Origin of the sequence: Streptomyces aureus (assembly GCF_001418135.1) — a bacterium.
GTDB classification, from domain to species: domain Bacteria; phylum Actinomycetota; class Actinomycetes; order Streptomycetales; family Streptomycetaceae; genus Streptomyces; species Streptomyces aureus_A.
Genome location: NZ_LIPQ01000070.1, coordinates 1 through 14,863, shown reverse-complemented (window position 1 = coordinate 14,863; position 14,863 = coordinate 1). Strand labels below are relative to the sequence as shown.

Annotated in this window: 13 protein-coding genes; 6 read left to right on the top strand and 7 right to left on the bottom strand. The window is 71.5% G+C overall.

The window, feature by feature from the left end; genetic code table 11:
• Positions 1-119 precede the first annotated feature (119 nt).
• Complete coding sequence (locus AOK00_RS07470; protein ID WP_055599518.1) at positions 120-1,094, bottom strand: carbohydrate kinase family protein; 975 nt, start codon at positions 1,092-1,094, stop codon at positions 120-122.
• Between the two features lie 133 nt (positions 1,095-1,227).
• On the opposite strand from AOK00_RS07470, the gene AOK00_RS07465 reads away from it, so the two are divergent.
• Complete coding sequence (locus tag AOK00_RS07465) at positions 1,228-1,434, top strand: hypothetical protein (protein WP_055599516.1); 207 nt, start codon at positions 1,228-1,230, stop codon at positions 1,432-1,434.
• A 66-nt stretch (positions 1,435-1,500) separates the two neighbouring features.
• Positions 1,501-3,033, top strand: coding sequence for a hypothetical protein (locus AOK00_RS07460; RefSeq protein WP_055599515.1), 1,533 nt, complete (start codon positions 1,501-1,503; stop codon positions 3,031-3,033).
• An 83-nt stretch (positions 3,034-3,116) separates the two neighbouring features.
• On the opposite strand, the gene AOK00_RS07455 is transcribed toward AOK00_RS07460, so the two are convergent.
• Positions 3,117-3,473: a HesB/IscA family protein gene (locus AOK00_RS07455; RefSeq protein ID WP_015033024.1), complete on the bottom strand. Its 357-nt coding sequence runs from the start codon at positions 3,471-3,473 to the stop codon at positions 3,117-3,119.
• A 293-nt stretch (positions 3,474-3,766) separates the two neighbouring features.
• Here AOK00_RS07455 and nadA point away from each other — a divergent pair, with 293 nt between their 5' ends.
• Complete coding sequence (gene nadA, locus AOK00_RS07450) at positions 3,767-4,963, top strand: quinolinate synthase NadA (protein WP_055599514.1); 1,197 nt, start codon at positions 3,767-3,769, stop codon at positions 4,961-4,963.
• Positions 4,964-5,034: 71 nt separating this feature from the next.
• Here nadA and AOK00_RS07445 read toward each other — a convergent pair whose 3' ends face one another.
• From AOK00_RS07445 to AOK00_RS07425, 5 genes are all read right to left on the bottom strand, one after another.
• Positions 5,035-8,181: an efflux RND transporter permease subunit gene (locus AOK00_RS07445; RefSeq protein WP_055599513.1), complete on the bottom strand. Its 3,147-nt coding sequence runs from the start codon at positions 8,179-8,181 to the stop codon at positions 5,035-5,037.
• A 187-nt stretch (positions 8,182-8,368) separates the two neighbouring features.
• Positions 8,369-9,058 (bottom strand): response regulator, encoded by a 690-nt coding sequence (locus tag AOK00_RS07440; protein ID WP_055599512.1) that lies wholly within the window; start codon positions 9,056-9,058, stop codon positions 8,369-8,371.
• Positions 9,055-10,305 carry a sensor histidine kinase gene (locus AOK00_RS07435; protein ID WP_055599511.1) on the bottom strand — a complete coding sequence of 417 codons (1,251 nt, stop codon included), beginning with the start codon at positions 10,303-10,305 and terminating at the stop codon, positions 9,055-9,057. The genes AOK00_RS07440 and AOK00_RS07435 overlap by 4 nt, the downstream gene beginning before the upstream one ends.
• 121 nt (positions 10,306-10,426) lie before the next feature.
• A complete protein-coding gene (gene pspAA / locus AOK00_RS07430) occupies positions 10,427-10,705 on the bottom strand; it encodes a PspA-associated protein PspAA (protein ID WP_055599510.1) in 279 nt (92 codons plus the stop codon).
• A gap of 74 nt (positions 10,706-10,779) precedes the next feature.
• Entirely contained in the window at positions 10,780-11,580 is an 801-nt protein-coding gene (locus AOK00_RS07425; RefSeq protein ID WP_079041879.1) for a PspA/IM30 family protein, read from the bottom strand.
• A gap of 272 nt (positions 11,581-11,852) precedes the next feature.
• Here AOK00_RS07425 and AOK00_RS07420 point away from each other — a divergent pair, with 272 nt between their 5' ends.
• The 3 genes from AOK00_RS07420 to AOK00_RS07410 all read left to right on the top strand — a co-directional run bounded on the left by AOK00_RS07420 (position 11,853) and on the right by AOK00_RS07410 (position 14,563).
• Entirely contained in the window at positions 11,853-12,455 is a 603-nt protein-coding gene (locus tag AOK00_RS07420; RefSeq protein ID WP_055599508.1) for a DUF3043 domain-containing protein, read from the top strand.
• 65 nt (positions 12,456-12,520) lie between these two features.
• Positions 12,521-13,297: a class I SAM-dependent methyltransferase gene (locus AOK00_RS07415; RefSeq protein ID WP_254047273.1), complete on the top strand. Its 777-nt coding sequence runs from the start codon at positions 12,521-12,523 to the stop codon at positions 13,295-13,297.
• 198 nt (positions 13,298-13,495) lie between these two features.
• Positions 13,496-14,563: a S1C family serine protease gene (locus tag AOK00_RS07410; protein WP_055599507.1), complete on the top strand. Its 1,068-nt coding sequence runs from the start codon at positions 13,496-13,498 to the stop codon at positions 14,561-14,563.
• The last annotated feature ends 300 nt before the right edge of the window (positions 14,564-14,863 follow it).

Sequence of the window (14,863 nt, the reverse complement as noted above, 5' to 3'; positions counted from 1 at the left end):
CCCCCTGGACGAAGTCCTCGGGGGGAAAGACGGGTAGGCACACGGGCGGGCGCGCCTGGCGGCGCCCCCGCCCCTTGTGCCGGAGGCCCACACCGGAGGGGCGGCGGTGGGCGCGGGGGTCAGGAGAGGTGGGACTGGACTTCCGAGGCGGCCTCTTCGCCGTACGCCTTCTGGAAGCGGTCCATGAAGTTCGCGCGGCGGAGGGTGTACTCCTGCGTGCCCAGCGTCTCGATCACCAGCGTCGCCAGCATGCAGCCGACCTGCGCCGCCCGCTCGTGTCCCACACCCCACGACAGACCGGTCAGGAAGCCCGCGCGGAACGCGTCGCCGACGCCCGTCGGGTCGACCTTCGCCGTCTCCTCCGCGCACGCGACCTCGATCGGCGTGTCGCCGACGCGCTCGATGCGCACACCGCGCGAGCCGAGCGTGGTGACGCGGTGGCCGACGCGGGAGAGGATCTCGGCGTCGGTCCAGCCCGTCTTGGACTCGATGAGGCCCTTCTCGTACTCGTTGGAGAAGAGGTACGTGGCGCCGTCCAGGAGGGTGCGGATCTCGTCGCCGTCCATCCGCGCGATCTGCTGCGAGAAGTCCGCGGCGAAGGGGATGCCCCGCGTCTTGCACTCCTCCGTGTGGCGGAGCATCGCCTCGGGGTCGTCGGCACCGATGAGGACGAGGTCGAGCCCGCCCACCCGGTCGGCGACGGCCTTGAGCTCGATCAGCCGGGCCTCGCTCATCGCGCCCGTGTAGAAGGAGCCGATCTGGTTGTGGTCCTTGTCCGTGGTGCAGACGAAGCGGGCCGTGTGCAGGACCTCGGAGATGCGCACCGAGCCGGTGTCGACGCCGTGGCGGTCGAGCCAGCCGCGGTACTCGTCGAAGTCGTAGCCGGCCGCGCCCACCAGGATCGGGTTGCCGCCCAGCTGGCCCATGCCGAAGCAGATGTTGGGGCCGACGCCGCCGCGCCGGACGTCGAGGTTGTCGACGAGGAAGGAGAGGGACACCGTGTGCAGCTGGTCGGCCACCAGCTGGTCGGCGAACCGGCCGGGGAAGGTCATGAGGTGGTCGGTGGCGATGGAGCCGGTGACTGCGATACGCACGGCGGGGTGCTCCTGCGGGAAGGCGGCAATGACGGACATTCACGCTACCGGCTGGTGGCCTCACTGCCGAACAGTGGAAACTACCCCAGAGTAGGTCTTTTCCCCGGGGGCGTGCGGTGCATACGGTGCGCCCATGACCATCTACCCCGCTTCACGTGAGCGACACGAGTCCGAGCTGAGCCTCGCCGACCTGCGGGGCGACGGCGCACGGATGGCTCCGCACTGGGTGACTCCGGTCTCCCCCGCGCCCGCTCCGGTCTCCCCCGCGCTGATCCACGGGGTCGTCGTCCCCGCGGCCTCGGCACGGCTCATCGAGGCGACCGCCGAATACGGCGGCTGACGGACGGAACCGTCCGCGCATCCGCTCCGTCCCATCGGCGTCCGGTCGAGACGAGGGAGCGTTGCGGTGAGCGGTACGGAGAACGTACGGAGGCGACGGAGCGTCATCGCCGCCTCGGTGGCGGCGGGTGTGCTGCTCGCCGGGGGCGGTGGCGTCTATCTCGCCACCACGGCATCCGGTGACGGCACCGGCGCGGGCGCGGCCACCAGGGCCGCCGACGCGGCCGGCCCGCCGACCCCGCTGCGCCTGGAGGGCGGCAGCGGCGGCGCCACCGTCGGTGGCGACACACGGGGCGGTCCGGGCATCGCGCCCGGCGAGCCGGACCCCGGGGGCGGCCCGAACGGGACCGTCTACACAGCCAAGGGCCCACTCCCCCAGGGGCCCTCCTCGGCCGCGGTCCACCGGCCCGAGGGCCTGGTCACCTCGGCGGAGGTGACCAGGCTGGCCGAGGCACTGGGCATCTCCGGGAGTCCCTCGCTGGTGGGCGAGGTCTGGACGATCCGGCCGGAGAAGGACGGTTCGGGAGCCCGCCTCGACGTGGCGCGGAAGGCGCCGGGGAACTGGACGTACTCCTGGTACGACGGCGGTCCGGCCGGCGACGCCTGTCTCAAGGGCAAGGCCTGCCCGCCGCCGGGCGAGTCGAAACCCGCGCCGGGCGGTACGCCGCTGAGCGAGGCGGCGGCAAAGACGGCGGCCGCGCCGATCCTGAAGGCGCTCGGCCAGGACGACGCCAAGGTCACCGCGACCGGTGTGGTGAACGGTTCGGTACGGGTGGTCAACGCCGATCCGGTGGTGGGCGGACTGCCGACGTACGGCTGGTCGACGGGGCTGCACATCGCGCGGGACGGCCGGGCGGTCGCCGGGAGCGGGATGCTCAAGGAACCGGCCGAGGGCGCCACGTACCCGGTGATCGGGGCGTCGAAGGCGCTCGCCGCGCTGAACGAGGACTCGAAGGGCACCGGCCCGATCGGCGTGGGGCACTGCCCCACGGCCCCGCCCGGCGTGGACGGGAACGGGAAGGCCGAGGACAGCGGGACCGGCGGAAAGCCGGCGCCCGGGCATGTCGAGCCCACTCCGCCCTGCCAGACGATCGTGGACATGGCCGCGCCCGACCGGGTGCCGGTGACCGCCGCGGTCTTCGGTCTGGCCGCGCGGGACGTGGACGGTGCGCGGCTGCTCGTACCGTCGTGGCTGTTCACCGCGGACCCGGCGGACGGCGCGCCGTACACGGTGGTGCGGGCGGCGGTGGCGCCGGAGTACCTGGCGCCGCCGGCGAAGCCCTCCCCGGAGCCGACACCGACGCCCACACCCCCTCCCGGGGACGGTACGGGGGCCGCGCGGGTCGTGGAGTCCGTCCGGGTCCAGGGGGACGGCAGGGAGCTGGCCGTCACCTTCTGGGGCGGGGTGTGCAGCACGTACACCGTGAAGGCCGACGAGCAGCCGGACCGGGTGACGGTGCGGATCGTCGAGAAGACCGACCCCGACCGGGTCTGCATCATGATCGCCAAGGACTTCACGAAGACGGTGACGCTGAAGAGTCCGCTGGGCGACCGGCCGGTGGTCGACGCGGCGAGCGGGGAGGCCGTGCCGCGTCGCTGAGTGCGGCGGGCGGGCACGACCGAGGGCGGCGGCCCGGGAGAGATCCCGGGCCGCCGCCCTCAGGTGCGTACAGCCGGTGCGGCTTAGCTGAACGAGTCGCCGCAGGCGCAGGAGCCCGTGGCGTTCGGGTTGTCGATGGTGAAGCCCTGCTTCTCGATGGTGTCGACGAAGTCGATCGAGGCGCCGCCCAGGTACGGGGCGCTCATGCGGTCGGTGACGACCTTGACGCCGTCGAAGTCCTTCACGACGTCGCCGTCGAGCGAACGCTCGTCGAAGAACAGCTGGTAACGCAGGCCGGAGCAGCCGCCGGGCTGAACGGCGACGCGCAGGGCCAGGTCCTCGCGGCCTTCCTGGTCGAGGAGGGCCTTGACCTTGGCCGCGGCGGCGTCGGACAGGAGGATGCCGTCGCTGACAGTGGTCTTCTCGTCCGATACGGACATCTGCTTCTCTCCCGGTGTGTACGGAGACTGCTTGCCGACGGTTGCAACCGACGGTGCCCCGGATTCATTCCGGGCCGTGTGGGGTCTTTCTCCCTTCATGCTCGCACACCCTGTCCAACTGCGGGGACGACGAAGTGCAGCGGGAGCGACGGCGATGTCCAGTGGCGGCGGCCGCGAAGTCCAGCGACGGCGGCGGCGAATTCGTCACATCGACACTATGGACATCGTCAACGTGACGTGAAGCGGTTATGATAGATAGCGTCATTTAGACGAAAAGGTTCCCCGAAGAAAGGGTGCGTGACGTGACCACGGCCCAAGCCCGTCATGATCTCGACGTCCAGCCGTCGCCGCTCGCCCTGCTTCTGCTCGGCCGCGAGGCCGACCCGAAGAGCGAGCGCGGCGTGGAGTGCCCCGGCGATCTGCCGTCGCCCTCCGACCCGGACCTGGTGGAGCGCGCCCGCGCGGCCAAGCAGAAGCTCGGGGACAAGGTCTTCGTCCTCGGCCACCACTACCAGCGCGACGAGGTCATCCAGTTCGCCGACGTCACCGGCGACTCCTTCAAGCTCGCGCGTGACGCGGCGGCCAAGCCCGAGGCCGAGTACATCGTCTTCTGCGGTGTGCACTTCATGGCGGAGTCGGCCGACATCCTGACCGGCGACGAGCAGAAGGTCGTCCTTCCCGACCTCGCGGCCGGCTGCTCGATGGCCGACATGGCCACCGCCGAGCAGGTCGCCGAGTGCTGGGACGTGCTGACCGAGGCCGGCGTCGCCGAGCAGGTCGTGCCCGTCTCGTACATGAACTCCTCGGCCGACATCAAGGCCTTCACCGGCAAGCACGGGGGCACAATCTGCACCTCGTCCAACGCCGAGCGCGCCCTGGACTGGGCGTTCGAGCAGGGCGAGAAGGTGCTGTTCCTGCCGGACCAGCACCTGGGACGCAACACGGCCGTCCGCGACATGGGCATGTCCCTCGACGACTGCGTTCTGTACAACCCGCACAAGCCGAACGGCGGGCTGACCGTCGAGGAGCTGCGCGCCGCCAAGATGATCCTGTGGCGGGGCCACTGCTCGGTGCACGGCCGCTTCTCGCTGGACTCGGTCAACGACGTCCGCGAGCGCGTCCCGGGCGTGAACGTGCTCGTCCACCCCGAGTGCCGGCACGAGGTCGTCGCCGCCGCGGACTACGTGGGCTCGACCGAGTACATCATCAACACCCTGGAGGCGGCCCCGGCCGGTTCCAAGTGGGCGATCGGCACGGAGCTGAACCTGGTCCGCCGCCTGGCGAACCGATTCGCCGACCAGGACAAGGAGATCGTCTTCCTCGACAAGACGGTCTGCTTCTGCTCGACGATGAACCGCATCGACCTGCCGCACCTGGTGTGGACCCTGGAGGCGCTGGCCGAGGGCAACCTCGTCAACCAGATCCAGGTCGACAAGGAGACGGAGAGCTTCGCGAAGCTCGCGCTGGAGCGGATGCTCGCTCTGCCGTAACGGTTCTCCCCGAGATACGCCCGAAGGGCGCCCCGCGGTGTGCGGGGCGCCCTTCGGCGTACACGTGCCTCCTACATGTCCAGCGCGTCCAGCAGGGCCGCGTCCGTGTCGGTGTTCGCGTCCGTCGGCTGCTCCGGGATGTCCTTGCCCTTCTTCGCCGCCCGCTTCTTCGCGCGGCGCTCCTTGCGGAGCTCCACCATCGCGTAGAGCGTCGGGACGAGGAGCAGCGTCAGCAGCGTCGACGTGATCAGACCGCCGATCACCACCACGGCCAGCGGCTGGGCGATGAAGCCGCCCTCACCGGTGATGCCGAGCGCCATCGGCAGCAGGGCGAAGATCGTCGCCAGAGCGGTCATCAGGATCGGGCGGAGCCGGTGCCGGCCACCCTCGATCACCGCTTCCACGACGCCCAGGCCCTGCGCCCGGTACTGGTTGATCAGGTCGATCAGGACGATCGCGTTGGTGACGACGATGCCGATGAGCATCAGCATGCCGATCATCGCCGGGACGCCCATCGCGGTGTCGGTGACCACGAGGAGTCCGATCGCGCCGGTCGCCGCGAACGGGATCGAGACCAGCAGGATCAGCGGCTGGATCAGCGACCGGAAGGTCGCGACGAGCAGCATGAAGACGATCGCGATGGCCGCGAGCATCGCCAGGAACAGGTTGAGGAAGGCCTCGGACTGGTCCTCGGAGACACCGCCGATGCTGGCGGTGGCGCCCTCCGGCAGGTCGAGCGCGTCGATCTTCTGCTGCAGGGTGGCGCTCACGGCGCCGGTGTTGTCGCCGACCGGCTTGGCCGTGATCGTCGCGGCGCGGGCGCCGTCGATCCGGGTCATGGAGACCGGGCCGGGGACGAGCTCGACGGTGGCGACGTCGCCCAGCGTCACCGGGCCGAGGGGCAGTGCCTTGAGGCCGGCCAGGGTGGTGACCGGCTTCGCCGAGGTGAGGAGGACGTCCCGCTCGCTGTCGTCGAGGATCGCCTTGGCGGTCGGGGTGCCCCGGACGGCCTGGCCGACGATCATGCCCAGCGAGGCGGAGTCGAAGCCGGCGTCGGCCGCGGCGGGCTTCGCCTTGACCGAGATGCGCGGAACGGACTGCGAGAGGTCGCTCTGGACGTCGGTGACGTCCTTGATGCCGGCGATCGCGGCCCGGACCTGCTCGGAGGCCTTCTGGAGGACCTCGGCGTCGGCGGCCTTGACGACCACGCTCAGGTCCTGGCTGCCGAAGCCGTCACCGGCGGCGAGCTTGGTGTCGCCGACCCCGTCGAGGGCGGCGAGGCCCTTCTCGATGGCGTCACGGGTCTTCTCGAAGGAGGCGGACTCCTCCAGGCTGACCTGATAGGTGGCCTGGTTGGTGCCGGTGCCGCCGCCGAAGGCCGCCATGAAGCCGGACGAGCCGACGTTGACCTGGTAGTCCTTGACGCCGTCGGTCTCCGCGAGGAGCTTCTCGATCTTCTTCGCGGCCGCGTCGGAGGCGTCGAGGGCGGTGCCGGGCGCCAGCTCCTGCTGGATGCTGAGCACCTCCTGCTCGCCCTGGTCGAAGAAGTTCGTCTTCAGGAGCGGGGCCATGCCGAAGGTGACGATCAGGACGACGAACGCGATGGCGAGGCTGGTCAGCCGGCGCCGGGTCGCGAACTTCAGGACCGGCACGTACAGGCGCTGGAGACGGCTCTTCTCCTCCTTCTCCTCGGCCAGCCTGCGAGCCTCCGCCAGGTCCTCCGGGGTGCCCTTGGGGGCGCGCAGGAACCAGTACGAGAGGACCGGGACGACCGTCAGGGAGACGAGCAGCGAGGCCAGCAGGGCCGCCGTGACCGTCAGCGAGAACGAGCCGAACAGCTCGCCGATCATGCCGCCGGTCAGACCGATCGGCAGGAAGACGGCGACGGTCGTGAGCGTCGAGGAGGTGACGGCGCCCGCCACCTCGCGGACCGCGGTGAGGATGGCGGCCTGCCGCTCCTCGCCGTAGCCGAGGTGACGCTTGATGTTCTCCAGGACCACGATCGAGTCGTCGACGACCCGGCCGATGGCGATGGTGAGCGCGCCGAGCGTCAGCATGTTGAGCGAGAGGTCGCGGGTCCACAGCACGATGAGCGCGAGGACGACCGAGAGCGGGATGGAGACCGCGGTGACCAGGGTGGAGCGGATCGACGCGAGGAAGACCAGGATCACCAGGACGGCCATGACGAGGCCGAGGGCGCCCTCGGTGGTCAGGCCGGAGACGGCCTTGGCGACGGCCGGGCCCTGGTCGGAGACCACGGTCAGTTCGGCGCCCGCGCCGAGGTCGGCGCGCAGCTCGGGCAGCTTCTCCTTGACGGCGTCGGAGATCGCGACGGCGCTGCCGTCCTTGTCCATGGTGGCCATGACGGCGAGGCTGGGCTTGCCGTTGGTCCGGGTGAGGGAGACGCGGGGCGACTCCTCCTGGCGGACGGTGGCCACGTCACCGAGGCGGACCGCCTTGCCCTTGCCGGGGGTGGCCGCCGGGATGCGGAGGTCCTCGATCTGCTGCAGCGAGGTGTAGCCGCCGCCGACCTGGATGGTGCGGCTCTTGCCCGTCTCGGAGAAGGAGCCGGCCGGCAGGGTGCCGCCGCCGGAGCGGAGGGCCTCACCGAGCTTCATGGTCGTGAGACCGGCCGCGGCGAGCTTGCGGTCGTCCGGGGTGACGGAGACCTGGAGGTCCTGGACTCCGGTGACGGAGACCTGGCCGACGCCCTCGATGCCTTCGAGGGCGGGCACGACGGTGCGGTCCAGCAGGTCGGCGAGCGCCTGCGGGTCCTGGTCGGAGGCGGCGGCGAGGACGACGGTCGGGATGTCGTCCGTGGAGCCGGCCACGACCTGCGGGTCGACCGTGTCGGGCAGTTCGGCGCGGGCCCGGTTGACGGCCTGCTGGACGTCGGCGACGAGCTGCTTCGTCGATTCGTCGCCGTAGTCGAAGGAGGCCATGACGAGCGCCATGCCCTCGGAGGCCGTGGAGGTGACCGACTTCAGGCCGTCGACGGCCTTGAGGTTGTTCTCCAGGGGCTCGACGACCTGCTTCTCGACCACATCGGGAGAGGCACCCTGGTAGGGGGCGAGGACCGAGACCATGGGCAGCTCGATCGAGGGGAACAGCTGCTGCTTCAGCTGCGGTATCGCGATCGCCCCGAACACCAGGGCGACGATGGAGATCAGCCCGATCAGGGCCCTTTGCGCGAGGCTGAATCTGGACAGCCAGGACATGGGGTCTCTCTTCTGTGGCGTACTCGTCGACAGGCGGGAGCAGCCAAGACCCCGGCCCGGATCCGCGGGATCCGCCGGAGGTGCCCCCCGTCTATACGATCTGCCATCGAGGACCGGAAGTCCTCGCCCCTCGGGTCCACATCCTTATCTCGCGCATACCGCGTCTGGAGTACGCCGGAGCCCCCGGTCACTCCACCCTCGGGCGTACCAGTCCCGATTCGTAGGCGGTGACGACCAGCTGGGCCCGGTCGCGGGCGCCGAGCTTGGCCATGGCCCGGTTGACGTGGGTCTTCACGGTGAGCGGGCTGACGTCGAGCCGCTCGGCGATCTCGTCGTTGGAGAGACCGCCGGCGACGAGGACAAGGACCTCGCGCTCCCGGGCGGTGAGCGCGGCGAGCCGCTCGGTACGGCCCCGGCCCTCTTCGCCCACGACGTCCGCGCCGGGGCCCTGGGCCAGGAACGTGGCGATCAGGCCCTTGGTGGCGGCCGGGGAGAGCAGCGCCTCGCCGGCGTGGGCGATCCGGATCGCGCCGAGCAGCTCCTCGGGTTCGGCGCCCTTGCCGAGGAAGCCGGATGCCCCGGCACGCAGCGACTGCACGACGTACTCGTCGACCTCGAAGGTGGTCAGCATGACGATCCGTACGTCGGAGAGTTCCGGATCCGCGGTGATCATGCGGGTGGCCGCGAGGCCGTCCGTGCCCGGCATCCGGATGTCCATCAGAACCACGTCGGCCCGCTCGGAGCGGGCCAGGGCCACGGCCTGGGCGCCGTCGGCCGCCTCGCCGACGACCTCCATGTCCGGTTCGGAGTTCACCAGGACCTTGAAGGCGCTGCGGAGCAGGGCCTGGTCGTCGGCCAGCAGTACCCGGATCGTCATGTGCCCTCCCCCGTACGGGACGTCACCGGCAGTATCGCCTGGACCCGGAAGCCGCCACCGTACCGGGGGGCCGCGGTGAGGGTGCCGCCGAGCGCGCCGACCCGCTCGCGCATGCCGAGCAGGCCGTGGCCGCCGTTGGGCACGGGGTCGGCGACGGGGACGGACGTGCCGTTGTCGAGGACGGTGATCTCGACCGTACGGCCGACCCGGACGACGCTCACCTCGGCCTCGGCGTCCGGCCCCGCGTGCTTGCGCACATTGGTCAGCGCCTCCTGCACGATCCGGTACGCGGCCAGGTCGACGGTCGCGGGGAGCGGCCGCTCGCCGTCGGTGCGGGCCAGGGTGACCGGCAGCCCGGCGTTGCGGAAGCTGTCGAGCAGCCCGTCGAGAACGGCGAGGCCGGGCGCCGGTTCGGTGGGGGCCTCCGGGTCGCCGGACTGGCGCAGCAGTCCGACGGTGGCGCGCAGCTCGTCGAGCGCGGACCGGCTCGCGTCCCGGACGTGCGCGAGGGCCTCCTTGGCCTGGTCGGGGCGCTTGTCCATGACGTGCGCGGCGACGCCGGCCTGGACGTTCACCAGGGCGATGTGGTGGGCGACGACGTCGTGGAGGTCGCGGGCGATCCGCAGCCGCTCCTCCGCGACCCGGCGGCCCGCCTCCTCCTCGCGGGTGCGCTCGGCCCGCTCGGCGCGCTCCCGGATGGCGTCGACGAAGGCCCGGCGGCTGCGGACGGCGTCTCCCGCGGCCGCCGCCATGCCGGTCCACGCGAAGAGGCCGAGGTTCTCCTGGGCGTACCAGGGGGTGGGGCCGAAGGCCATGGCCGCGGCCGTCAGCACCGCCATGGTGACGAGACCGACCCGCCAGGTGGTGGGCCGGTCGGTGCGGGAGGCGACCGTGTAGAGCGCGATGACGGCGCTCATGGAGACGGTGGCGGGCCGGGTGTCGTTGACCAGCTCCAGGAGGCTGACCGCCACCGTGAAGCAGAGCACGTGGAAGGGGCGGCGCCGGCGCAGCACCAGGGCGCCGGCCGCCAGCACCATGAGCAGCACGCTCGCCGCGCTGGGCACGCGGTCGCCGAAGGTCGGCCCGGTCGGGCTGCCGTGCGGGTCGGTGAAGGACCCGGCGATCATCGAGACGAGCACGCCGAACGCGAGCGTCGCGTCGAAGGCGAGCGGATGCGTGCGGAACCAGTCGCGGAGACGGGCGAAGAGCGGGCCGGTGGCGGGTCCGGTGGGGGTCACGGGCAACAACGGTACGGGGCGGCACGGGGCGTCCGGGCCCGCTCCGGGGCGGCCCGGCGGGAAACACACGGTCCCGCCGACCCCTAGGGGTGGCGGGACCGTCGTTCAGGGTCGTCGGCCGGCAGGGCCGTCAGCCGGGGATGAGGCCGTCGTCGGAGAGCATCTCCCTGACCTCGTCCAGGCCCGCGTCCGGAGCGGGGAGGATCAGTTCCGAGGGTTCCAGCGCTTCGTCCGGCAGTGGCGTACCGAGCCGCCGGACCTCGTCCAGGAGGGCGTTCAGCGTGCGCCGAAAGCCTTCCTGGTCCCCCGACTCCATCTCGTCGAGCAGCTCGTCGTCGAGCTTGTTCAGCTCGACGAGGTGGCTGTCGGCCAGCGTCAACTGGCCCTCCCCCATGATCCGTACGATCATGACGCGTCCTGTCTGTTCGCGGGCTGTCGCCTACGTGACGTCGGCGACATGTCGTCGCCGACGCGTGTCGTCGCCTACTTCTCGAAGCGCGGGTGGGACTGGGGCTGCTGCGTGGCGTCCCGCGGCGCGGCCGCGCCGCCGCCCTCGATCGCCTGCTGCTGCGCCGACGTGCCGCCGGCCAGCTCCGCCTTCATCCGCTGGAGCTCCAGCTCGACGTCCGTACCGCCCGAGAGCCGGTCGAGCTCCGCCTGGATGTCGTCCTTCGCGAGCCCGGACTGGTCGTCCAGGGCGCCCGAGGCGAGCAGCTCGTCGATCGCGCCGGCGCGCGCCTGGAGCTGGGCGGTCTTGTCCTCGGCCCGCTGGATCGCGAGACCGACGTCGCTCATCTCCTCCGAGATGCCGGAGAAGGACTCGGCGATCCGGGTCTGCGCCTGGGCCGCCGTGTAGGTCGCCTTGATGGTCTCCTTCTTGGTGCGGAAGGCGTCCACCTTGGCCTGAAGACGCTGGGCGGCGAGGGTGAGCTTCTCCTCCTCGCCCTGCAGCGTCTGGTGCTGCACCTCCAGGTCGCTGACCTGCTGCTGGAGCGCGGCGCGGCGGGACAGCGCCTCACGCGCCAGGTCCTCGCGGCCGAGAGCCAGCGCCTTGCGGCCCTGGTCCTCCAGCTTGGCCGACTGGCCCTGCAGCTGGTTCAGCTGGAGTTCGAGCCGCTTGCGGGAGGTGGCGACGTCGGCGACGCCCCGTCGCACCTTCTGCAGCAGCTCCAGCTGCTTCTGGTAGGAGTAATCGAGCGTCTCGCGCGGATCCTCGGCCCGGTCAAGGGCCTTGTTCGCCTTCGCGCGGAAGATCATCCCCATACGCTTCATGACACCGCTCATGGGCTTCGCGCGCCCCCTTCTGACGGACTTCGGCTCCAGCTTTTCGACAGGATCCACAGTACGGGCCCTGTCTCCATTACCGCACTGTTCGGAGCCTGATGCGCTCCTCCCAAAGGACGACTACGCCCGGCGTCCCCTCCCGCGCAGGGAGTAGATGGATCTAGGGGAAACCGCGCCTGTCCCGCGTACGTACCGCCCTAGACGCACTCCGTTAGCGGATCGTTCCCGCCCGGCATGGGGTTCATGCCCGCCACCCCGTACCCTTGGGTTTTGTGTTCCGTAGCCGTTCGAAGGACGAGAAGGCCCCCACCGACAAGGTGACGGCGGACCTTTCCAAGCAGCCCCGCGACCCCGAGGCCCCCAAGGGCCGCCCGACCCCGAAGCGGAGTGAGGCGCAGACCCAGCGCCGTCGCGCCGCGACGGTGCCGACCGACCGCAAGGAGGCCGCCAAGCGCCAGCGCGAGGCACGCCGCTCGGACCTCGCCCGTCAGCGCGAGGCGCTGGCGAGTGGCGACGAGCGTTACCTGCCGGCCCGCGACAAGGGTCCGGTCCGCCGCTTCGTGCGCGACTTCGTCGACTCGCGGTTCGCCATCGCCGAGTTCTTCCTGCCGATGGCCGTGGTGATCCTCGTGCTGTCGCTGTTCGGCAACGCCAACCGGTCGCTGCAGAACATCTCGCTGCTGCTCTGGCTCGGTGTGATCATCCTGATCGTCATCGACTCGGTCGGCATCTGGATCCGGCTCCGGAAGCAGCTCAACGAGCGCTTCCCGAACGAGCCGAAGCGCGGCGCCATCGCCTACGGTCTGATGCGTACGCTCCAGATGCGCCGACTGCGACTGCCGAAGCCGCAGGTCAAGCGCGGAGAGCGGCCCTGAGCGCCGAGAGTTCGGAGCCCGTCGAGCGCGCCTTCGGCGCCGCGACGTCGGAGTCGGGCGGTCCCGTGCTGCCCGTCGTCGTGCACTGGCCCGCCGGTTCCGGCGGGCTGCGCGACACCATCCGTCAGGAGATAGTCGCCCGCCAGCTCGACGAGCAGATATCCAGCCGCTATCCCGTGGGACAGCGACTCCGGATCCTCGACGCCGGCATGGGCCAGGGCACGCAGGCGCTGCGCCTCGCCCGCGCGGGCCACACGGTGACCGGCCTCGAAGCCGATCCCGATCTTCTGAAGGCCGCCCGCGAGTCGCTGGCGACCGAGCCGGCAGGGATCCGTGAGCGGGTCCGGCTGATCGAGGGCGACGGTCGCGAGACCGGGGTGCACTTCCTCCCCGGCAGCTTCGACGTGGTCCTCTGCCACGGCGTCCTCATGTACGCGGACGAGCCCGACGCGCTGCTGGCGGGCCTGGCCCGGATGCTCGCCCCTGGGGGGCTCCTCTCGCTGGTCGTACGGAACGCGGAGGCCCTCTCCATGCGGCCGGGGCTCGCCGGCGACTGGTCCGGTGCGCTCAGCGGCTTCGACTCGGACGTCTACACCGACGACAACGGCGTGAAGGTGCGGGCCGACCGCCTCGACGCGCTGACCGCGACGCTCGCCGGGATCGCGGCGCCGCTGCACGCCTGGTACGGGGTACGGGTCTTCACCGACAGCGTCCCGGCCGAGGCGGGCCTGCCGGCCGCCGAGGAGCTGGAGCGGCTGCTCGCCGCCGAGGACCGGGCGGGCCGGACGGAGCCGTACCGGCGGGTGGCGGCGCTGCTGCATCTGTGCGGGGTGCGGGGCTGACGGGCTGACGGGGCGTCGCTGTCCGCGTCTGTGGGCGTCGCGTCCGTGTCCGCCTCGGCTTCCGTCGTCGTTCCTGTCGTCGTTCCTGTCTCCGTTTCTGCTTTCGCTCGTGCCCCCGCTTCCGCGCCCGGCGCTCGCGCACCCCTGATCGGGTGCGCTCGCCGGGCCCGGGACGGGGCTGAATCGGATACTCCGGACATGGACGTATCCCGTGCCCGCGCTCCCGGTCTCCTGCTGCCCCTGACCGCCGCCGCGTGCGCCGTCGCGCTCGTCGCCGGCTGCTCCGGCGGCGGAGGCACGCCCGCGCCGGAGCGCTCCACGCAGGCGGCGGCGCCGCTCGCCGCCAACGACCTCGAGGACGACTACAAGGCCGTCATCAAGAACGTCCTGCCCTCCGTCGTACAGATCGACGCGACCGAGAGCCTCGGGTCCGGGGTCGTCTACGGCGACAAGGGCCACATCGTCACCAACGCGCATGTGGTGGGCCGGGAGAAGTCCTTCACGGTGACCGCCGCGACGGGTGGGCAGCCGGTCACCGCCCAGCTCGTCTCCTCGTACCCCGAGCAGGACCTCGCGGTGATCAAGATGGACTCGCTGCCGCAGGGTCTGAAGCCCGCCAGGTTCGGTGATTCGGCGGCCGTCGACATGGGACAGATCGTGCTCGCGATGGGTTCGCCGCTGGGCCTGTCCGGCAGCGTGACCCAGGGCATCGTCTCGGCGACGGGCCGCACGGTCAGCGAGGGGCAGACGGGCGGCGGCACGGGCGCGACCATCGCGAACATGGTCCAGACGTCGGCCGCGATCAACCCCGGCAACAGCGGGGGCGCGCTGGTGAACCTGGACAGCGAGGTGATCGGCATCCCGACGCTCGCGGCGGTCGACCCGGAGATGGGCGGCGGTTCGGCCGCCGGCATCGGGTTCGCCATCCCGGCGTCGATGGTGCGGACGATCGCCGACCAGATCGTCAAGGACGGCAAGGTCACCGACTCGGGCCGGGCGGCGCTGAACATCACCGGCCGTACGGTCCTGAGCGACGACTACGAGCCGGCGGGCGTGGCGGTGGTCGAGGCGCCGGCGGACGGGGCGGCGGGCAGAGCGGGGCTGAAGCCGGGGGATGTGATCACGCGGCTGGGCGACACGGACATCACGACGATCACGTCGCTGTCGGAGGCGTTGGCCTCGCTTCGGCCGGGGGACGAGGTCACGGTGACGTATGTCCGGGGGACGGCGACGCGGAAGACGGAGGTGACGCTGGGCGAGATGTAGACGCCTCGCGACGCGCCGCGACCCACGAGCCGCCCGCGCGGGCACACACACCCCGCACCGCCCGTCCGGGCTGTGCCCGCGCCGCGCCCTCGCCACCGCCGTGTGGGCTGCGCCCGCGCCTCACCCACCCCCGCCGTGTGGGCAATCGTCCCGCTTGGGGGTCCCCCTGGACGAAGTCCTTGGGGGAGGGACCGGTGGGCACACGGGACGGCGCCCTCGGCGGGCGCCTCCGCCCCGTGTGCCTGGACCCGCACCCCCTTGTGCACCGCACCTGTGGTGCGGGTTCAGGCGCGGAAGCCT

Bases quoted from the DNA above. Each gene is read 5' to 3' on its own strand.
- AOK00_RS07445 (WP_055599513.1), bottom strand. From the start codon at position 8,181: ATGTCCTGGCTGTCCAGATTCAGCCTCGCGCAAAGGGCCCTGATCGGG.
- pspAA (WP_055599510.1), bottom strand. From the start codon at position 10,705: ATGATCGTACGGATCATGGGGGAGGGCCAGTTGACGCTGGCCGACAGC.
- AOK00_RS07425 (WP_079041879.1), bottom strand. From the start codon at position 11,580: ATGAGCGGTGTCATGAAGCGTATGGGGATGATCTTCCGCGCGAAGGCG.
- AOK00_RS07410 (WP_055599507.1), top strand. From the start codon at position 13,496: ATGGACGTATCCCGTGCCCGCGCTCCCGGTCTCCTGCTGCCCCTGACC.
- AOK00_RS07455 (WP_015033024.1), bottom strand. From the start codon at position 3,473: ATGTCCGTATCGGACGAGAAGACCACTGTCAGCGACGGCATCCTCCTG.
- AOK00_RS07440 (WP_055599512.1), bottom strand. From the start codon at position 9,058: ATGACGATCCGGGTACTGCTGGCCGACGACCAGGCCCTGCTCCGCAGC.
- AOK00_RS07465 (WP_055599516.1), top strand. From the start codon at position 1,228: ATGACCATCTACCCCGCTTCACGTGAGCGACACGAGTCCGAGCTGAGC.